The following is a 19,776-nucleotide window of genomic DNA, read 5'->3' on the forward strand; positions in this document are numbered from 1 at the left end:
CAGGACTAACGTTGATACATGGTGTCAATGTGATGTTGGTAACGTGAAAGGATCACTTTGCGGCGCAGTTTCATGGTCGGCGTGAGCTCGCCACTGTGCATGCAAAAGCCCTGTGGCAACAAGGTAAAGCGTTTGACTTGCTCAAATTTGGCCAATTCATGTTGTAAGCTCTGCAAACGCTTTTCAAACAAGGCTACCACATCGGCGTGTTTTAGCAGCTCTTTGCGATTTTGATATTCGATATTGGCCGCCCGCGCCCACTCTTCTAAGGCATCGAAGCAAGGCACAATCAAGGCCGATACAAAATGACGCGCCTCGGCCACCACCGCAATCTGATCGATAAAATGATCGCGCACCAAAGCGCCTTCCACCCGCTGTGGTGCGATGTACTTACCGCCTGAGGTTTTCATCAACTCTTTGATTCGGTCAGTGATAAATACGTTGCCCTTGGCATCAAGATACCCCGCATCGCCGGTTTTCAAAAAGCCATCCTCGGTAAAGGTGGCGGCAGTCGCATCAGGCTGATTAAAGTAACCCCGCATTACCATCGGCCCACGGACTTGAATTTCATCGTCCGTCCCAATTCGCACTTCTGCCCCTGGCATCGGATGGCCAATCGATTGGGGATCAAAGCGGGTATCGTCCCAGCAAGAAACCGTGGCGGTGGTTTCGGTCATGCCATAACCGAGCTTGACGTTAATGCCTATTGCGTGGAAAAACGCGCCGATATCAGGATCAAGACGCGCCCCACCGCACGGCATCAAACGCATCTTGCCACCTAGTAGCGCACGTAATTTGCTGAGCACCAGCTTGTCGGCCAACGCCAATTGCCATTGCTGACACCAAGACGGAGACTGGCCGGTGCGTAATTGCGCAGCATGACGCTCACCTTGGCGCAGTGCCCATCGGAATAAATGCGGTTTAACACCGGTGGCCCGACTGAGTTTGTCGTGGATAGCACCATGGATTTTTTCATAAAAACGCGGTACCGCACACATTACCGTCGGTTTGACCTCGGCCAATGCATCACGCACCTGAAGCGGGTTGGAGAGATAGCAATTGACCGCCCCGCGGTGAAGGACGTAATAGCTCCATGCGCGCTCAAACACATGAGAAAGCGGCAAAAAGGCCAAAGAGACATCATCGGGGCTTAATGCCAATACTTGATCGTGCACATCCAACTGCGCCGCCACATTGGCATAATCCAGCATCACCCCTTTCGGATCGCCCGTAGTGCCGGAGGTATAAATCAAGGTGGTCAGATCGTCCATGCATCGTGCGTCAATGCGCGCGTCTAACTCGGCTTGATAGCCGCGATCGTCTTGCAATAGCCAGCTGGCCCAATCCCACACCTTGGGATGCGCGGGAACCGCCGTCTCTTGACTTAGGGCAACCACCCCTTTGACATTGGGGCAGTGTTTAAGGGCAGTAACCGCGCTCTCCAGTTGTTCGTCACCGGCAAAAATCCACTGCACGTCTGCATCATTGATAATGTGTGCGGCTTGCTGGGCGGTGCTAGTTGCGTAAATCGGCACAGGTACGGCGCGAATTTGCAACGCGGCATAGTCCAACATTGCCCATTTTTCGCTGTTCGGCGCAAAAATGGCGACGGTTTGCTGCACCTGACAGCCAGCGCTGAGTAAGCAGCGTGACAGCTGATCGATGCGTTCGCCTAGCTGGCGCCAACTAATGCTTATCCATTGCGTGTCTTGTTGGAAGCGGATTGCTTCGCGTTCATTTTGGGCGGCAATCTGCTCGCGAATGCGCGTGACGATATGGTTTTGGGTGTTCACGGAGTCTCTCTTGGCTCGCCGTTTGGCGAACACATGTACGCTCAATAATGACAGCGAGTTTACCGAGCGCACCATCAAACTCAAGAGAAATTGAGTGAATGCTCTAGCAAAAATGTAAAAACGTGATTCAGCCTTGTGGAAGCAGCTTATCGGCGCGCGCCGCACATCGCGCTACCGAATCAAGCGTTGCAACCTGAGTGGGTGTGGATCCATGCGCATTGATGAGCGATTAAAGTCCAAAATCGATTCCTCAACCGTTTCTGGATAGTCAACCTGAGCCCATAGATGGTGAAACAGGCTACGTGTCTGACTTAACTCTCCTTTTACCAGCCACTCCGCCAATGCTTGAGCAACATCTGGGTACCCAATCGCGCCCACCGCCGGTGCCTGCAGCCATTCACGTACCGCGCTCGCATTCAAGCTATCCATACTGTGTGCTAGCCCAAGCTGAGAAAGTGTTGCGACATTACTCAACTGTTCAAACTGACCAGACAATGGCTTTAAAAGGAGCTTTTTCCCTAAACTTAATGCCTCCGATGGAAGCTCAAATCCCCCATTTGCGATCACGCCCTGGCACTGATGCAGCGCCGTGTGAAAGCTTTCTTTGCCTAAGGGCATTAGCGTAAGGTTTTCACGTTGGTAGGGGGCATTAACCTCGGGGTGAAAGCAGATAAAAGGCTGGCTAAAGCGCAACAGCAGCTCACTGACTGCAGATAAAGATTCAAAGGGGAGATACACCAGCACCGCCCTCTCCGAAGTGGACGATGCCACCGCTTTATCCACCGGAGTGGTATCAATAATTGGGGGTAAAATCGGTTGGTTAAAGTGATACCAATGCAAGCCAATGGCATAGTCGGTTGGCGCAAAATAACGCATGATAATGCGATTGATCAGCGTTTCCCCATGTTTGGGCACCGCGTGAGAAAACGCCGCTTGGTGGCTGATGGCCACCGATGGCACCCCTTGCCGGCGCGCCGCCCACGCACTGATGGGTTCAAAATCAGAGATAACCTTATCGTAGCCTGATACATCAAGCTGGCGAATATCGCGTCGTAGCTGTGTAAAACGATTGTGTCGCGCGGTGGCTAACATATCAATTTTGCCATCACGGCTGACAAAGCTCATGCCGGTGAACGTGCGAAAGTCACCAAATGGCGCCATATCAAAATAACGCTCGGCTGGCCGCCCAGAAAAAACAAAATCGACCTCGACATCGTATCCGGCCAAGGCACGAGCCATGGCGCGGGCTCGCGATATATGCCCGTTACCGGTTCCCTGAACACCGTATAAAAGCTTCATTAAATACCTGTTATTCCGTAAAGATCGAAAGTGATACTGTGTGCCAACGTCGCGCACAGCAGCCCTAACCCAGCGCCAACCACGATATCGCTCACAAAGTGCACGCCCAGTAACACGCGCGAAATACCGATTAGGCTGGCCCAGATGAACACCAAAAGGGTTAACGAAGGAAAAAAGGTGCTCAGCAATGAGGCCATGAGAAAAGCCGCGGCCGTGTGGCCTGATGGCATACTGTAAAGATCGGAAGGCGTGATAAAGGCAGGTAACTGCGAAGGACGTGCGCGCCGAAAGCTGCGTTTAAGCACCCAATAGATCGGGAGTTCGATGGCAAAAGCCATCAATCCTGTGAGCAAAAACCAGAGCCCGACCGCCTCATGAAGCCACCATGCAGTAAAGCCAATCACCAGATAGAGTGGCCCGTCACCTGAACGGGAAACGGCACGGGCTATTTTCGCTGTGCCAGCGCTAAAGCGGTGAGATAAACACAGTGTCGACACCGTGTGGTCGAAGCGTTGAATCGCGGTAAAGCTTCTCATCCTGCCTCCCAATGCGGCGAGCTGATGGTTAAACTCTAGTCAGCCGGTATGACAGGTCGGTGACGTTATTGGGTCATCTCGATGAATTTACGTCGCCGCTTGAGCTCAGGTACGTTGGGACAAGTAAAAATAATGAAGACTGGACAAAGCCGCGCCAGAGCGCAGCACAAAAATCTAACTTTTAGTTTTAAAACCAGTTTAATTAACCAGTTTTTTACCTTTATATTGCGCAGAAAACGGGTTTTGTTTTTTTCAGATTGACGCTTTCCCCATCGCTCTGTTATTTCTGGTAACAGAATATTTACTGACGGACATCAGCATGACACTGTTTCACCTACGCCTCATCCTCCTCCTTATCGTGACCCAGTCGCGCGGGTAGGTTTTGGGCAGAAAACAGTGAATGCCAAATCTCAAAAACCCGCGCCAGACGCGGGTTTTTTTGTATCTAACGTCGCCAAAATAACATCAAGCGCCAATTAAAGAGCCCTTCAAAGCGGCCAAGCAAACACAACAGGGAGTCACCCATGAGCGAGAACAGCCAAGTCATTCTGTTTGATACCACATTACGCGACGGCGAGCAGGCGCTGTCAGCAAGTTTAACCGTCAAAGAGAAATTGCAGATCGCCCAAGCCTTGGACCGCTTGAAGATAGACATTATTGAAGCCGGTTTTCCGGTCTCCTCACCGGGCGATTTTGAATCCGTGCGCACCATTGCCGAGCACATGCAACATGCACGTGTCTGTGCCTTGTCTCGCGCGGTTCCTAAAGACATAGATGTGGCCGCCGAATCCCTCAAAGCCGCTGACGCCTTTCGTATCCACACTTTTTTGTCCACCTCAACCATCCATGTCAAAGATAAGCTTCGCCGCAGCTACGATGACGTGGTCGAGATGGGGGTACGCGCCGTTAAGCATGCACGCCAATACACGGACGATGTGGAGTTTTCCTGCGAAGATGCCGGGCGCACCCCGATAGATAATCTGTGCCGTATGGTCGAAGCGGCGATTGATGCCGGTGCGACCACCGTCAATATCCCAGATACGGTGGGTTACACAGTGCCGAGTGAATTCGGCAATATCATTGCGACCTTGTTTAACCGCGTGCCGAATATCGACAAAGCCGTGATCTCTGTCCATTGTCATGATGACTTAGGGATGTCGGTCGCCAACTCTATTGCCGCGGTTCAAGCCGGCGCTCGCCAAGTGGAAGGCACTATCAATGGCATCGGTGAACGTGCGGGGAACTGCGCGCTGGAAGAGATTGCGATGATCTTGAAAACCCGCGCTGACTTGTTAGGCGTAAAAACAGGATTGAACCACACCGAAATTGCCCGCACCAGCAAGTTAGTTAGTCAGCTTTGCAACATGCCAATCCAACCCAATAAAGCCGTGGTCGGTGCCAATGCCTTTAGCCACTCCTCCGGCATCCACCAAGATGGCATGCTGAAAAACAAACACACCTACGAAATCATGACCCCAGAGTCGATTGGTTTGGGCAAAAAGGCGCTTAATCTGACCAGCCGTTCCGGCCGTGCCGCGGTGAAAAGCCACATGGATAACCTTGGCTACGACCAACAAGATTACGATTTAGACACCTTGTATCAATCTTTCTTGCAGCTGGCAGATCGTAAAGGTCAGGTGTTCGATTACGACTTAGAAGCCTTGATGTTCTTCAACAACCTCAAAGAAGAGGACGACTTCTACAAGCTGAACTATTTAGGCGTGCAATCGGGCAGCCTAATGGCGACCACCAGCATCAAGTTGCAATGTGGCGACGAAGAGAAACGCGAGGCGGCGATTGGTAACGGCCCCGTCGATGCCCTTTATCAGTGCATCTATCGGATTACCGGCTATGACATTGAACTGGATAAATTCGATCTGACCGCCAAAGGGGAAGGAGAAGATGGTCTCGGCCAAGCCGACATCATTGCTAACTACAAGGGCCGTAAATATCACGGCACCGGGGTGTCGACCGACATTATCGAAGCCTCAGGTGAAGCGCTACTGCATGTGATCAATGCCATTTATCGCGCCGACAAAATCGCCCAGATTAAGGAACAATCCCACTTAAAACAGGAGACAGTATAACCATGGCCAGCGCACATCAGATTGCTATTTTGCCCGGTGACGGTATCGGCCCCGAAGTCATGACGCAAGCCGAGAAGGTGCTTGATGCGGTTAGCGAGCGATTCTCACTCACCTTGGATCGCCACCACTATCCTGTGGGCGGTGCCGCGATTGATGCCCATGGCTCGCCGCTGCCCGCGCAGACCTTGGCTGGGTGTGAAAAAGCCGATGCGATTTTATTTGGTTCAGTGGGCGGCCCAAAGTGGGAGCATTTACCGCCAACCGAGCAACCGGAGCGCGGTGCCTTGCTGCCATTGCGCAAACACTTTGGGCTGTTTTGTAACTTGCGTCCGGCACAAATCCACACTGGTCTCGAAGGCTTTTGCCCGCTGCGCGCCGACATTGCCGACAAAGGCTTTAACATCGTGGTGGTGCGAGAGCTAACCGGTGGGATTTACTTTGGTGAGCCCAAAGGACGTGAAGGTGAAGGCCGCGAGGAAAAAGCGTTTGATACGGAAGTTTATCATCGCTATGAAATTGAGCGTATCGCCCGCATTGCCTTCCAATCGGCTCAGTTGCGTAATAAGCAAGTGTGCTCAATCGATAAAGCCAATGTGTTGCAAAGCTCAATGCTATGGCGTGAAGTGGTGGAAGAGGTGGCCAAAGACTATCCGGATGTCCACTTGAGCCATATGTATATCGACAACGCCACCATGCAGCTGATTAAAGACCCGTCGCAATTTGATGTGATGCTGTGCTCGAATATTTTCGGTGACATCATCTCCGATGAGTGCGCAATGATCACCGGCTCAATGGGCATGCTGCCATCTGCGAGCTTGAACGCGAGTAAATTTGGTTTGTATGAGCCCGCCGGCGGCTCTGCCCCCGATATTGCGGGTAAAAATATCGCCAACCCAGTGGCGCAAATTCTCTCCGCCGCGCTAATGTTACGCTACTCGTTAGGCGAAGAAGACGCGGCCTGTGCGATTGAGCATGCGGTCAGCCAAGCACTGGCGGCCGGTGAGCTGACCGCTGATCTGGCGGGCAACCATCCTGCCCTCAGTACCGAACAAATGGGCGATCGTATCGCCGCCTATATCCGCCAAGGCGCAGAATAATTACCCGTAAGGATACGAGCTATGTCGAATGCAAACACCCAGCAAGGCGCCAAGACCTTGTACGAAAAAATTCATCAAGCCCATATTGTCACCGAGCAGCCCGGCGAAGCGCCGCTGCTGTATATCGACCGCCACTTGGTGCACGAAGTGACCTCACCACAAGCCTTTGATGGTCTGCGGGAAAAAGGCCGTCCGGTGCGCCAAGTGAGTAAAACCTTCGCCACCATGGATCACAATGTCTCCACCGAAACCAAAGACATTAATGCGTCAGGGGAAATGGCGCGTATCCAAATGGAAACACTGGCCAAAAACTGCGAAGAGTTCGGTGTCACTCTGTATGACTTGGATCACCCTTACCAAGGCATTGTGCATGTGATGGGCCCCGAGCTTGGTATTACCCTGCCCGGCACCACCATCGTCTGTGGTGACTCCCACACCGCAACCCACGGCGCTTTTGGTGCACTGGCCTTTGGCATTGGTACCTCAGAAGTCGAGCACGTGCTGGCCACCCAAACGCTCAAGCAATCCCGCGCCCGCACGATGAAAATTGAAGTCACGGGCAAAACCGCCCCCGGGATCACTGCCAAAGATATTGTCCTAGCCATTATTGGCAAGGTCGGTCATGCCGGCGGCACCGGGCATGTGGTGGAGTTTTGCGGGGACGCTATCACCGACTTGTCGATGGAAGGGAGAATGACGGTGTGCAACATGGCAATCGAATTAGGCGCCAAAGCTGGCCTGATCGCCCCGGATGACACCACCTTTGCCTATTTAAAAGACAAGAAATTTGCCCCGAAAGGCGAGCAATGGCAGCAAGCAATCGCCTATTGGCAAACCTTGCATTCGGACGCCGATGCGCAGTTTGATCGCGTGGTCACCCTCGATGGCAGTCAAATTCACCATCAAGTGACCTGGGGCACCAACCCCGGCCAAGTGGTCAGTGTGCATGATACCGTGCCTGCCCCAGAGACAATGAACGATCCGATTGAACGTCACTCGGCAGAACGCGCATTAAAATATATGGGGCTGACACCCGGCCAAGCCATCAACCAAATCCGTATCGATAAAGTCTTTATTGGCTCTTGCACCAACTCACGGATTGAAGACATGCGTGCGGCCGCCGCAGTCGCCAAAGGGCGACGTGTGGCAGACAGCGTGCATGCCATGGTGGTGCCAGGCTCCGAGCAAGTGCGGGCACAGGCGGAGCAAGAAGGGCTGGATGTCATTTTCCGTGACGCTGGCTTTGAATGGCGCTTGCCCGGCTGCTCAATGTGTTTGGCGATGAATAATGATCGCTTAGGCCCCAAAGAGCGCTGCGCCTCCACCAGTAACCGCAACTTTGAAGGGCGTCAAGGCCGTGAAGGCCGCACCCACTTGGTCAGCCCAGCCATGGCCGCAGCGGCGGCGATTGCGGGCCATTTTGTCGACGTTAACCAATTATAAGGAGGCCTTATGTCAGGCATACACACTCATACCGGCATTGTTGCCCCGTTGGATGCGGCGAACGTCGATACCGATGCGATCATTCCTAAGCAGTTTTTGCAAAAAGTCACCCGCACCGGCTTTGGGCAGCACCTGTTTCACGATTGGCGCTTTTTAGACGATGCGGGCCAGCAACCGAACCCCGAGTTCGTGCTTAACCAAGCACGTTACCAAGGCGCTAGCGTCTTGCTCACCCGCGAGAATTTTGGCTGTGGCTCATCCCGCGAGCATGCGCCTTGGGCGCTGGATGATTACGGGTTTAAAGTGATTATCGCCCCCAGTTTTGCCGATATTTTCTATGGCAACTGCATTAATAACCAAATGGTGCCGGTGACCCTTGAAGAAGGCCAAATCGATGCTTTATTTACGTATGTGGCAGAAAATGAAGGCGCGACTGTAACGCTAGATTTGCCCGCCCAAACCATCCGTGCCGGTGAACACTGCTTTGCCTTCCAGATGGATGATTTTCGCCGTCATTGCCTGTTGGAAGGGTTAGATAGCATCGGTCTGACGTTGCAGCACGAAGCCGATATCTCACGCTTTGAAAAACAAATACCAGACTTTTTGGTGTAATACGCCCTCCAAGAACGCCAATAAGCGCGGTGTTACCCGTACTTATTGGCGCTTCAACCCATTTTTTCCATCCTCAATGAAACCAACCGCTGACTCGCTTGGTCTAGTCTCAAAGAAGGTTTGATCGCATTAAGGACTGGCAATGCAAAAACATTTGGTAATTCTGCTCTGGTTAGTGTTTCCGATCATCAGCCAAGCCGCGCCCAAAGCGGATTACTGGGCAATGTGGGATGCCCATAACCCTGACAGCCAAGCCACGTTTACCCATCACAGCTGGCAAGTGTTACTCGATAAGTATTTGCAATCTCAGGGGCAGCACACCTTATTTAACTATGCCGCGGTCACGGATAACGACAAAGCAACCCTCGACCATTACATTGACATGCTCACCGCGCGCGACCCACGTACCCTGACCAAAGACGAGCAATACGCGTATTGGGTTAACCTCTATAATGCGGTCACGGTAAAACTGATTATCGCCGAGTACCCGGTCCGTTCCATCACCAAACTCGGTGGGCTATTTAGCTTTGGCCCTTGGGATGATGAAGTGGTTACCATCGCTGGCGAGCCGCTCACTTTAAACGATATCGAACACCGGATTTTACGCCCGCTTTGGCAAGATCCGCGTACCCACTATGCGGTCAACTGTGCCAGCCTTGGCTGTCCTAACCTTCAGCCACAAGCCTTTCAAGCAAGTGCACTTGATGCACAGCTCGAGCACGCCGCCTATACCTTCATTAACAGTGATAAAGGCGTGAGTCAGCAAGGGGAAAAATGGCAAGTTTCCTCAATTTATGAATGGTTTGAAGCTGACTTTGGTGGCGATAAGCTAGGCGTGATCGCTCACATAAACCAGTATCGCGATATTCCATTGCCACAAGAGGCAACATTGGAATACGACTACAACTGGGACCTTAACCAACTCGGCAACTAAAAGGCTTGGTTAACCCTAAGCCAATCAGTACAATACCAACGTACTCATTGGGGAGCCTCACGGCTGAGATTGCGCACTGCGCTAGACCCATCGAACCTGATCCAGCTAACACTGGCGTAGGGATTGAGACTTGATGTTGCCATCAACTTGCCTCAACACCCACGCCCAACTTAGGAGCGTGCTGTGAAAGTTTTTACCTCTGTTCTCACTCTGGTTTCTTTATCGCTATTATCACTCGGCGCCCGCGCCGCGGACCCGCTTACTGTCTATACCTATGACTCCTTTATTGCTGAATGGGGGCCGGGGCCTAAAATTAAAGCGAAATTTGAACAGCAATGCGATTGCCAACTTGAGTTTGTGTCTCTCGACGATGGGGCCGCCTTACTTAATCGCCTGCGCATTGAAGGAGAAACCACCCAAGCCGATATCGTACTCGGTATGGATACCAACTTAATGAAAGAAGCCGAGCGCAGTGGGATTGTTGCCGAGCACGCGGTCAATACCGAGCGCCTGCAAGTGCCTGGCGGGTGGGATAACAAATACTTTATCCCTTACGATTACGGCTATTTTGCCTTTGTGTATGACACTACTCGTTTGCTCGACCCACCCAAAAGCCTCAAAGCCTTGATTGAGGAGCGCGATGACATCAGTGTGATTTACCAAGATCCGCGCGTATCAACGGTCGGTCAAGGGCTAATGCTTTGGATCCAAAAAGTGTACGGCGATAATAATCAACAAGCATGGCGCGATCTTGCCGATAACACGATCACTGTGACCAAAGGCTGGACCGAAGCTTACAACATGTTCCTCAATAAAGAAGCGGACATGGTGCTCTCTTACACCACCTCGCCGGCTTACCACTTAGTGGCCGATGAAGACGATCGCTTTGCCGCCGCCATGTTTGAAGAGGGGCACTATATGCAAATCGAAGTCGCCGCTAAATCAGCCTATACCGATCAGCCGGAACGTGCGGATGCGTTTTTACAATTTATGCTCAGTGATGCGGCACAGTCAGTTATCCCAACCACTCAGTGGATGTATCCGGTCACCGATGTCAACTTGCCTGATGCCTTCTACACCTTGGACAAACCGCAAGAGAGCTTGCTGTATCAGCCTGATGAAGTGATGGGCAATCGCCAGCAATGGGTGCGTGACTGGCAAACCGCGCTGGTTGAATAGCCAAGATGCTCAACCCTTCTCGAACCTGGCCGGGCAGTATTGCGGCCAGCTTGGTCGTGGCTTTGATTGGCAGCGCACTCTGGGCGTTATTCTCTCACAGCCACGATTTGTCACTTGCCTCCTTGTGGCAAGATACCTACTTGCGTCATGTCACCTACTTTAGTTTTAAACAGGCCGCTTTGTCCGTTGTACTTAGCGTTGGGCTAGCAGTGCCAGTCGCTCATGCGCTGTCTCGCCGACAATTTCCAGCAAAGGCATGGCTGCTGAAGTTATTCGCCATGACCTTGGTGCTGCCGGTCTTGGTGGGAGTATTTGGACTGGTTGCTATCTATGGCCGTAGTGGCTGGATTGCACAAGCTTTCGCGCACTTCGATGCGGCTATGCCGTTTTCTATTTATGGCTTAAGTGGCATTTTACTCGCCCATGTGTTTTTTAATCTCCCTTTTTCCGCCCAATTAATGGTGCAAGCCTTAGAGGGGATCCCAGCCGATCAACGCCGTCTTGCTACCCAGCTAGGGCTCAAAGGCTGGCAACGTTTTAAGCACCTAGAATGGCCGTATCTACGCCAAAGCTTGCCTCATATCGTGGGGCTAGTATTTATGTTGTGCTTTACCAGCTTCGCGACTGTCATGGCACTGGGCGGCGGGCCGAAAGCGACGACCATCGAGCTGGCCATTTACCAAGCCATTCATTTTGATTTCGATTTACAAACGGGTGCTGTCCTCGCGCTGTGGCAAATGCTGCTATGCGGGGCCATCGCATTTACCGTGCAAACCTTGACGCGCCCGCTGCCGAGCACACCCAGTGAAGTGCTGCCGCTGCCTGCGTCTTTGGATAGCCGTGCGGCCAAGTGTTGGGATGGCCTTTGGATTGGCCTCGTTTTGCTACTGGTGTTACCGCCTCTCGGCGTGGTGATTGCACGCGGGTTGAACCCCAGCGCATTAGCGGTGCTCGGCGATAGCGCACTGTGGCAAGCAACTCTGCACTCGCTGTTCATTGCCACGGGCGCAACCACCTTTGCTTTTGTGTTAGCCGTGGCGGTGATCTTAGCCAGTCGGCACTGGCGCTTACATGGACGAAAAAAACAGGCGGACGGCATAGAAACGCTCGGTGCCATCATCCTGGTAGTGCCAAGTATCGTGCTCAGTACCGGGCTTTTTTTGCTGTTTCGCCAGTTTAGTAACGTATTCAGCTTAGCGCTGTGGCTGGTAATGACAGTGAACGCCCTGATGGCGCTGCCTTATCTTATCAAGGTCTTGAGTGCCCCCGCCTTCCAGCTCGCTCAGTCATACCATAACTTGTGCGCCACCTTAGGCGTCAGAGGCATCACGCGTTTACGTCTGATTGAGTGGGACTGTTTACGTGCACCTATTGCGCGCGGTGTCGCGGTGAGTTTTGTGTTATCCATGGGCGATCTCAGTGCCATCTCCTTATTTGGTAGTCAAAACTTTCAAACCCTGCCCCTGTATTTGTTTCGCTTAATGGGCAGTTACCAAATGGAAGCGGGCGCCGCCGCGGCGATGCTATTACTGCTCACCAGCTTGGGGTGTTATGCCCTACTGACGCGCCTTATCCAATGGAGACACGCATGTTAACGCTTTCCGATGTTCAGTATAGTTACCAACAAGATTGGATGACCTTTGATGCCCATATCGCCCCTGGAGAGATTGTGGCCGTGCTTGGGCCCAGCGGGGCAGGCAAAAGCACCTTACTATCACTGATTGCCGGGTTGATTGCCCCTGATAGTGGCGAGATTGCTATTGATGGTAAGCCAGTGACAACAACCCCCGCCCACCAGCGGCCACTGTCTATCTTGTTCCAAGAGCATAATGTCTTTACCCATTTGTCGGTGTTCGACAATATGGCGATTGGCTTATCACCATCACTGAAACTCACCGCTACCCAGCGGGAAAACATTGAACAGGCAGCGCAATCGGTCGGCTTAAGCGACTATCTCTCTCGCCTGCCCGGCCAATTGTCAGGCGGGCAACGACAACGTATCGCACTGGGTAGAAGCATCGCACGCAACCAACCTTTATTGCTGCTCGATGAGCCCTTCTCCGCACTCGATCCCGCGCTAAAAAAAGACATGCTGATGCTAGTTAAGCGTACCGCCCAAGCGCAAGGCACTACCGTGGTGATGGTCACCCACCACCCTGAAGATGCTCAAGCCATTGCCTCTCAGTTTCTTTATCTCGATGATGGAAAAGTCTGTCTTCACCGTCCGGTTGAGGTGCTCAATCATCCACCCGCGATGATGCAAGGTTACATGGGCACCGCTGACGATTCGTTCCGGGTGGCATCCCCCTGATAGGCTTCTATACTAAGGAAAACACGGAAGAATCCAAGGAGGCGCCTTGTGGCCGCCAGCAGCATCCAGATCCTCGACTCGATTGTCGACTTTACCGCTAAAACGGAAGTCGATGCGATTACTAAAAGCTTGCTGACCTCAATTACCGAGCTTACCCCAGTGAGTGAAGTGGTGCTACTTGATTACTGCGCCGATATGCAGCCTGCCTTCACGGTATTAGGCACCAATGACAACAGCGCTTTTCAGCAAGAGAACATCCATCAAATTGACGCGCTGCTTGCAGAATGCCTAGCGACACAAGCGGTGACTCAACACCATACCAATGATCATGTATTGATTGCTGTCCCCATTTATTACGAAAAAGAAGAAGGTGTGAACGGTGTTTTATGCGGCCGCGCCACAGATCTCAGCCAGGAACAACGTGCTCTAGTGGCAGGATTGACGCGTATTTACGAGAACTATCAGCAGATTATCATGGCCAGCGAGCGTGACAGTTTCACCAGCTTATTTAATCGCAAAGTCCTCTCTAAAAAGCTGGATCTTATTTGTGATCGCCTAGCACAAAGCGAGGCGACATCAGATAGTGACTCCGACAGCTCGCTCTCACCTTGGGTGTGTATTTTCGATGTTGATCACTTTAAGCAAATCAATGATAACTTTGGTCATGTATTTGGTGACGAGGTCATCTTGTTACTGGCTTCATTGATGCGCCAGACCTTCTCGTCACAAGACACCTTGTTCCGGTATGGCGGCGATGAATTTGTGGTGCTGTTTCAGCCCTGCTCGCGGGCGATGGCAGAGCAAAAAGCCAACACCTTTATTGCTAATGTCAACGCTCGAGATTTTGGTGCCGCTCAGACCGTGACTATTTCCATGGGCGCGACACGGATTGAACGTGGACAACTCAGTACCAGCACCATCTTAGGCAATGCGGATCAAGCGCTCTATCACGCCAAACAAAACGGCCGTAACCAAGTCGCTTTTTATGATGACTTACTGCAATCTGGGGTGATAAAAACCTTTGTCGCCGAGGACGATGTTGAATTGTTTTAGCTCATGGAGAAAGGTGGCGGCTTGATGACCACCACCTGATATCCACTACAAATTCTCTTCGGCAAATTCAGCCAACCGACTACGCACCACGCCATTGAGGTATACGCACGCACTGCCCTCAAAGTTTTTAAACCGCTCGACAATGTAAGTTAGCCCTGATGTCACTGGGGTTAAATACGAAGAATCAATTTGCGCTAAGTTCCCCGAGCACACCAGCTTGGTTCCCTCCCCACATCGGGTGATAATGGTTTTAAGCTGAGAGGCAGTCAGGTTTTGGCACTCATCCAAAATGACAAACGCGTTTTGAATCGAACGACCACGCATAAAGTTAATCGATTTAAACTGTAGATTGGCTTTCTCCATGATGTACCGCATCGAGCCATCAGTGCACTCGTCATGCATGTGCAACGCTTCTAGCGTGTCGGTGACGGCCCCAAGCCAAGGCAACATTTTCTCTTCTTCAGTGCCCGGTAAAAAGCCGATCGACTCGCCAATATCTGGGGTATTGCGGGTCACGATAATCTTGTCATACATCCCTTTTTCGACCACTTGTTCAAGGGCCGCTGCCATCGCCAGAATGGTTTTACCACAGCCCGCCGGACCGGTGAGGATCGCCAAGTCAATGCTCGGATCCAGCAACGCATCCATTGCCATGCCTTGGTAGATATTTTTCGGTTTCACATCCCACGCGGCGCGATGCATCAATCGCTCTCGGCTCAGATCTTTAATCACCGCTTTATCGCCATCAATGGCTTGCACTCGCGCAGCAAAATCGTCACTGTCATCCAACAGGTATTGATTAACAAACGGGGTATCGAGGAGCTCGGAGGGCAACGTATGTAGGGTCTCTGTGCCATAGGCTTGACTATTGCACTCCCCCACTTTATCCCAAAAGCTACCTTCAAATTGGTGGAAACCCTTGGTCAACAATCGTACATCATCAATCAACTGGTCGGTGCGATAATCCTCCACATGCATCACCCCCGCCCCTTTAGCGCGCAGACGCATATTGATGTCTTTGGTCACCAACACCACTTTACGTGGCGAGCGTTTGGTTTGTAGATATAACACCGCATTGAGTATTCGGTTATCACCCGCTTTATCCGCGAAGGCATGGACCGTTTCTTTGATCTCAAAATCAGCGAGAATCGATACCGTGCCAGTGGCATCCCCTTTGCCAACGGCAATACCCTCGCCAATTTCGTCAGGAGTAGCCTCTTTAAAAATATCTTCCAAGGCGCGGATCGCCACACGCGCATCCCGTGAGACATCACGCTTGCTGTCTTTGATGCGGTCAAGTTCTTCGAGGACAGTCATGGGGATCACGACATCGTGTTCTTGGAAAGAGTAAATCGAGAAAGGCTCGTGGAGGAGAATATTAGTATCAAGTACAAACAGCTTCCGGTCGGCGTCGCCCATAGGCACCTCCTGTGTCGGCAGTTCACTGTCGGTGACAGCGCTTAAAATAAGCGTAGACCTGGCCGTTGGGATGCGCCCAACTTGTTTTACTGCGCCAGCTCACGCTTTTATCTTTGCCGCCCATTAATGACGTTTGTATGTCAGCGTGACCTTTGATGCGATTCGTTGAGTTTCATCGTGACCCTCCTCACAAGTTCGAGTACTATTGGCGGCCAATTTTTTCAGTGCCACACTGAATAGCAGAGTATTTAAACGACGCTGTATTGAATGGCGTCGCGTCTTTCGACAATCGAGTTAATTCAGAGGTTTTCCCCTATGTCATTTGCGCTTGGACAACGTTGGATCAGTGATACGGAACATGATCTTGGACTCGGCACTGTGGTGTCCGTTGATGGCCGTACCGTGACCCTAATGTTTCCTGCTAGTGATGAAACACGGCTGTACGCCAGCCATGATGCGCCCGTGACTCGGGTGATGTTCAATCCCGGCGATGAGGTGGAAAGTCACGAAGGCTGGACCATGACCGTCTCACGCGTTGAGGAAAACGATGGGGTATTAACCTATTACGGCCAGCGTTCCGACACAGGGGAAGATGAGGTCGCACTGCGTGAGATCTTACTCAGCCACCAAATTCGCTTTAACAAGCCGCAAGACAAACTGTTTGCAGGCCAACTCGATCGTATGGACCGTTTTGCCCTGCGTTATCGCGCCCTGACCAACCAATATCAGCAATTGCGCAGCCCGCTACGCGGCTTGACTGGTATGCGTGCTGGCCTGATCCCCCATCAGCTTTACATTGCCCATGAAGTCGGTCGTCGTCATGCACCACGTGTGCTGCTCGCCGACGAAGTGGGTTTGGGGAAAACCATTGAGGCAGGAATGATTATCCACCAGCAGGTGCTGGCTGGCCGTGCGGAACGTGTGCTGATTGTGGTACCCGAAACCCTGCAGCACCAGTGGCTGGTGGAGATGATGCGCCGCTTTAATCTGCATTTCTCCATTTTCGATGAAGAGCGCTGTGTCGAGGCTTTTGCCGACTCCCCCAACCCCTTTGATACCCAACAGTTGGTATTGTGCTCACTCGAGTTTCTGCGCAAAAACCGCCGCCGGGTGGAACAAGTCTGTGATACCCATTGGGATCTACTGGTGGTTGACGAAGCCCATCACTTGACTTGGACGCCAGAGGCACCGAGTCGAGAATATCAAATCGTTGAGAGCATTGCCGAACATACGCCGGGCGTGTTGCTACTTACCGCCACGCCAGAGCAACTGGGCCAACAAAGCCATTTTGCTCGCTTGCGCCTGCTCGACCCCGACCGTTTCTATGATTACGACGTCTTTGTCGAAGAAGCACAACAATACGCGCCCGTGGCTGAGGCCGTTGAAGCGCTGCTGAGTGATACCCCACTGACCGACGCGGCACAAGCTGGGATACGTCAGCTATTGCAACACGAAGATCTGTCAGCACGTTTAGCCCAAGTGCACAGTGATAACGCAGAAGAGAAAGCTCAGGCGCGCCAACAATTGATTGATGATCTTATGGACCGTCACGGCACCGGGCGTGTGTTATTTCGCAATACCCGAGCGGCAATCAGTGGCTTCCCCAGCCGCCACCTGCATATGCACCCACTCGCGCTACCCAGTCAATATCAAACTGCCATGCGAGTCGCTGGCATGATGGGTAGCACCGGCTCAAGCGAACAAAAGGCCGTGCAAAACCTGTACCCAGAAGATATCTATCAACAGTTTGAAGGGGATAGCGCGAGCTGGTGGGGCTTTGATCCACGTATTGACTGGCTGCTGGATTACTTAAAGGCCCATCGCAGCGAGAAGGTGCTGATTATTTGCTCGCGGGCGCAAACCGCACTGACTCTGGAGCAAGCACTGCGTGAGCGCGAAGGCATTCGCGGTACCGTATTCCATGAAGGCATGTCGATTGTCGAGCGTGACAAAGCCGCGGCTTACTTTGCCCAAGAGGAAGGGGGCGCTCAGGTCTTGATCTGCTCGGAAATTGGCTCTGAGGGGCGCAACTTCCAGTTTGCTCATCAGCTGGTAATGTTCGACTTACCGATGAATCCCGACTTACTCGAGCAGCGTATTGGCCGCCTTGACCGTATTGGCCAGACGCAAGATATTGCCATTCATGTCCCGTACCTTGAAGGCACCGCGCAAACCATTTTGGCGCGCTGGTATCACGAAGGCTTGGACGCGTTTGAAGATACTTGCCCCACGGGCCGAGCGGTGTTTGAACAATACGGCGAGACCCTCCTGGCCTTGTTGGCCGCCAACCAACAAGATGATGCGCTGACGACCCTTATTCACGACAGTGCCACCATGAACCAACGGCTAAAAGCGGAAATGGAGCAAGGCCGCGATAAACTGCTAGAAATGCACTCTCACGGTGGGGAAGCCGCCAACCAACTGGCAAACACCATTGCTGAGCAGGATGGCGATACCAACTTAGTCACCTTTACCTTGGGGCTGTTTGATACTATCGGTGTCAATCAAGATGACAAAGGGGAAAATGCCTTGGTGGTCAAACCGTCTGAACACATGATGGTGCCCAGCTACCCAGGGCTGCCTGCCGACGGCTGTACCATCACCTTTGACCGCGATACCGCATTGAGTCGCGAAGATGTCCAGTTTGTGTCTTGGGAGCACCCCATTGTTCGCGGCGGCATTGATTTGCTGCTGAGCGAAAACATCGGTACCACCGCGGTATCACTGCTTAAAAACAAGTCACTGCCGGTCGGCACGCTGTTTGTCGAGCTTATCTACACCATTGACGCCCAAGCTCCGAAATCGAGCGGTATCCACCGCTTTTTACCGCAAACACCCGTGCGACTGTTGCTTGATGCCAATGGCAATGATCTGTCCGCCAACGTCGAGTTTGAAAGCTTCCATCGTCAACTGAGCCCTGTTAACCGTCACCTCGGCAGTAAAATGGTCAATTCAGTACAAAGCCAGATCCACAAGCTGATTGAGAGCAGTGAGCCACTGGCAGAAAAAGCCCTCGGTGAGATCCAAGCCCGGGCGCTCCAAGAAATGGAAACCGAGCTCCAACAAGCCTTAGCGCGTTTAGAGGCGCTGAAAACGGTCAATCCGAATATTCGTGATGATGAGCTAGACGCATTACGCGAGCAGATAAGCACCTTGTCGCACCATATTCAGCACGCACAAATTGAACTCGATGCGCTGCGCCTTGTTGTGGTTAGCCACCAATAAACCAAAGTGAGACGGGGCCCGGCGGCCCCGATAAACCCTATGGCAATGACTGAATACCATCCACCGACAGATCCTTGGTTAGACATCCTCTATCAAGATGCGGATCTGGTGGTGATCAACAAACCCAGTGGTCTGCTGGCCAACCCTGGTCGCAATCCCGAGCATTACGACAGCGCATGGTCGCGCGTGAAAGCCGCGTTTCCCTCCGCCGAGCTGGTTCACCGCTTAGACATGTCCACCTCAGGGGTGATGGCCTTTGCCGCCCATAAAGAAGCAGAGCGCAACCTTAAAGCGCAGTTTCGCGACCGCGTCCCCACCAAACTCTATTATGCGGAAGTGTGGGGACAACCCGACAGCCATGACGGCATCATTGACTTGCCGCTGATTTGTGACTGGCCCAACCGCCCGCGTCAGAAAGTGTGCTTTGAACATGGCAAGCCATCACAAACCCACTACCGTTGCTTGCAAGCCTCACCATCTACCTGCTTGATGGCCCTGTACCCGTTGACGGGACGCTCGCACCAACTGCGTGTGCATATGCAGTCTATAGGGCACAGCATTGTCGGCGATGAATTTTATGCCTGCCCGGATGCGCTCGCCTATACCCATCGACTGCACCTCCATGCTGCCGAACTCAGCCTGCTGCATCCGGCCACCGGTGAAACGCTCCATTTTCAGGCTCCCTGTGATTTTTACCCCACGATGCCCGACAACCGCTTGGCCAATGAGTATCAATTGGCCGTACCACTTGCGAGCACAACGACGGATTCACAGGCCAGCTAGCTGAA

At 52.5% G+C, this 19,776-nt stretch carries 15 protein-coding genes and 1 riboswitch; of the genes, 11 read left to right on the top strand and 4 right to left on the bottom strand.

The genetic code is table 11. The features are described 5' to 3' along the window. Nucleotides 1-5 precede the first annotated feature (5 nt). The 3 genes from BZG25_RS05495 to BZG25_RS05505 form a co-directional block, all read right to left on the bottom strand. Nucleotides 6-1,793, bottom strand: coding sequence for a long-chain fatty acid--CoA ligase (locus tag BZG25_RS05495; protein WP_046074258.1), 1,788 nt, complete (start codon nucleotides 1,791-1,793; stop codon nucleotides 6-8). A 171-nt stretch (nucleotides 1,794-1,964) separates the two neighbouring features. After that, nucleotides 1,965-3,092 (bottom strand): MJ1255/VC2487 family glycosyltransferase, encoded by a 1,128-nt coding sequence (locus BZG25_RS05500; protein ID WP_077638657.1) that lies wholly within the window; start codon nucleotides 3,090-3,092, stop codon nucleotides 1,965-1,967. Next, a complete protein-coding gene (locus tag BZG25_RS05505) occupies nucleotides 3,092-3,628 on the bottom strand; it encodes a phosphatase PAP2 family protein (RefSeq protein ID WP_077638658.1) in 537 nt (178 codons plus the stop codon). Before BZG25_RS05505 ends, BZG25_RS05500 begins: the two co-directional genes overlap by 1 nt. Nucleotides 3,629-4,152: 524 nt before the next feature. Here BZG25_RS05505 and leuA point away from each other — a divergent pair. From leuA to BZG25_RS05550, 9 genes are all read left to right on the top strand, one after another. Beyond that, nucleotides 4,153-5,715, top strand: a complete 1,563-nt coding sequence (gene leuA / locus BZG25_RS05510; protein WP_077638659.1) for a 2-isopropylmalate synthase — start codon at nucleotides 4,153-4,155, stop codon at nucleotides 5,713-5,715. A gap of 2 nt (nucleotides 5,716-5,717) precedes the next feature. Further along, nucleotides 5,718-6,812 carry a 3-isopropylmalate dehydrogenase gene (gene leuB, locus BZG25_RS05515; protein WP_077638660.1) on the top strand — a complete coding sequence of 365 codons (1,095 nt, stop codon included), beginning with the start codon at nucleotides 5,718-5,720 and terminating at the stop codon, nucleotides 6,810-6,812. A 21-nt stretch (nucleotides 6,813-6,833) separates the two neighbouring features. Beyond that, nucleotides 6,834-8,255 carry a 3-isopropylmalate dehydratase large subunit gene (gene leuC / locus BZG25_RS05520; RefSeq protein ID WP_077638661.1) on the top strand — a complete coding sequence of 474 codons (1,422 nt, stop codon included), beginning with the start codon at nucleotides 6,834-6,836 and terminating at the stop codon, nucleotides 8,253-8,255. A 9-nt stretch (nucleotides 8,256-8,264) separates the two neighbouring features. Continuing rightward, complete coding sequence (leuD, locus tag BZG25_RS05525) at nucleotides 8,265-8,867, top strand: 3-isopropylmalate dehydratase small subunit (protein ID WP_077606379.1); 603 nt, start codon at nucleotides 8,265-8,267, stop codon at nucleotides 8,865-8,867. A 142-nt stretch (nucleotides 8,868-9,009) separates the two neighbouring features. Beyond that, nucleotides 9,010-9,801, top strand: a complete 792-nt coding sequence (locus BZG25_RS05530; RefSeq protein WP_077638662.1) for a DUF547 domain-containing protein — start codon at nucleotides 9,010-9,012, stop codon at nucleotides 9,799-9,801. A 38-nt stretch (nucleotides 9,802-9,839) separates the two neighbouring features. Beyond that, nucleotides 9,840-9,941, top strand: a riboswitch (TPP riboswitch). Nucleotides 9,942-9,984: 43 nt separating this feature from the next. Further along, nucleotides 9,985-10,980: a thiamine ABC transporter substrate binding subunit gene (gene thiB / locus BZG25_RS05535; protein WP_046074266.1), complete on the top strand. Its 996-nt coding sequence runs from the start codon at nucleotides 9,985-9,987 to the stop codon at nucleotides 10,978-10,980. A gap of 5 nt (nucleotides 10,981-10,985) precedes the next feature. Next, nucleotides 10,986-12,575, top strand: a complete 1,590-nt coding sequence (thiP, locus tag BZG25_RS05540) for a thiamine/thiamine pyrophosphate ABC transporter permease (RefSeq protein WP_046074267.1) — start codon at nucleotides 10,986-10,988, stop codon at nucleotides 12,573-12,575. Then, nucleotides 12,569-13,291 carry a thiamine ABC transporter ATP-binding protein gene (gene thiQ / locus BZG25_RS05545; RefSeq protein ID WP_046074268.1) on the top strand — a complete coding sequence of 241 codons (723 nt, stop codon included), beginning with the start codon at nucleotides 12,569-12,571 and terminating at the stop codon, nucleotides 13,289-13,291. The genes thiP and thiQ overlap by 7 nt, the downstream gene beginning before the upstream one ends. Before the next feature lie 48 nt (nucleotides 13,292-13,339). Further along, entirely contained in the window at nucleotides 13,340-14,344 is a 1,005-nt protein-coding gene (locus BZG25_RS05550; protein WP_046074269.1) for a GGDEF domain-containing protein, read from the top strand. 45 nt (nucleotides 14,345-14,389) lie between these two features. Here BZG25_RS05550 and BZG25_RS05555 read toward each other — a convergent pair whose 3' ends face one another. Then, nucleotides 14,390-15,763, bottom strand: a complete 1,374-nt coding sequence (locus BZG25_RS05555) for a PhoH family protein (protein WP_046074270.1) — start codon at nucleotides 15,761-15,763, stop codon at nucleotides 14,390-14,392. Between the two features lie 315 nt (nucleotides 15,764-16,078). Here BZG25_RS05555 and rapA point away from each other — a divergent pair, with 315 nt between their 5' ends. Together rapA and rluA are read left to right on the top strand one after the other, a co-directional pair. Further along, complete coding sequence (gene rapA / locus BZG25_RS05560) at nucleotides 16,079-18,988, top strand: RNA polymerase-associated protein RapA (protein ID WP_077638663.1); 2,910 nt, start codon at nucleotides 16,079-16,081, stop codon at nucleotides 18,986-18,988. 39 nt (nucleotides 18,989-19,027) lie between these two features. Beyond that, nucleotides 19,028-19,771, top strand: coding sequence for a bifunctional tRNA pseudouridine(32) synthase/23S rRNA pseudouridine(746) synthase RluA (gene rluA, locus BZG25_RS05565; RefSeq protein WP_077638664.1), 744 nt, complete (start codon nucleotides 19,028-19,030; stop codon nucleotides 19,769-19,771). The last annotated feature ends 5 nt before the right edge of the window (nucleotides 19,772-19,776 follow it).

This window comes from Salinivibrio sp. ML198, from assembly GCF_001996015.1.
In the GTDB taxonomy this organism is placed as follows: domain Bacteria; phylum Pseudomonadota; class Gammaproteobacteria; order Enterobacterales; family Vibrionaceae; genus Salinivibrio; species Salinivibrio siamensis.

Excerpts from the sequence above, each read along its gene's own strand:
- BZG25_RS05500 (WP_077638657.1), bottom strand. The coding sequence starts at position 3,092 with ATGAAGCTTTTATACGGTGTTCAGGGAACCGGTAACGGGCATATATCG.
- BZG25_RS05505 (WP_077638658.1), bottom strand. The coding sequence starts at position 3,628 with ATGAGAAGCTTTACCGCGATTCAACGCTTCGACCACACGGTGTCGACA.
- leuA (WP_077638659.1), top strand. The coding sequence starts at position 4,153 with ATGAGCGAGAACAGCCAAGTCATTCTGTTTGATACCACATTACGCGAC.
- leuB (WP_077638660.1), top strand. The coding sequence starts at position 5,718 with ATGGCCAGCGCACATCAGATTGCTATTTTGCCCGGTGACGGTATCGGC.
- leuC (WP_077638661.1), top strand. The coding sequence starts at position 6,834 with ATGTCGAATGCAAACACCCAGCAAGGCGCCAAGACCTTGTACGAAAAA.
- leuD (WP_077606379.1), top strand. The coding sequence starts at position 8,265 with ATGTCAGGCATACACACTCATACCGGCATTGTTGCCCCGTTGGATGCG.
- BZG25_RS05530 (WP_077638662.1), top strand. The coding sequence starts at position 9,010 with ATGCAAAAACATTTGGTAATTCTGCTCTGGTTAGTGTTTCCGATCATC.
- thiP (WP_046074267.1), top strand. The coding sequence starts at position 10,986 with ATGCTCAACCCTTCTCGAACCTGGCCGGGCAGTATTGCGGCCAGCTTG.
- thiQ (WP_046074268.1), top strand. The coding sequence starts at position 12,569 with ATGTTAACGCTTTCCGATGTTCAGTATAGTTACCAACAAGATTGGATG.
- BZG25_RS05555 (WP_046074270.1), bottom strand. The coding sequence starts at position 15,763 with ATGGGCGACGCCGACCGGAAGCTGTTTGTACTTGATACTAATATTCTC.
- rapA (WP_077638663.1), top strand. The coding sequence starts at position 16,079 with ATGTCATTTGCGCTTGGACAACGTTGGATCAGTGATACGGAACATGAT.
- rluA (WP_077638664.1), top strand. The coding sequence starts at position 19,028 with ATGGCAATGACTGAATACCATCCACCGACAGATCCTTGGTTAGACATC.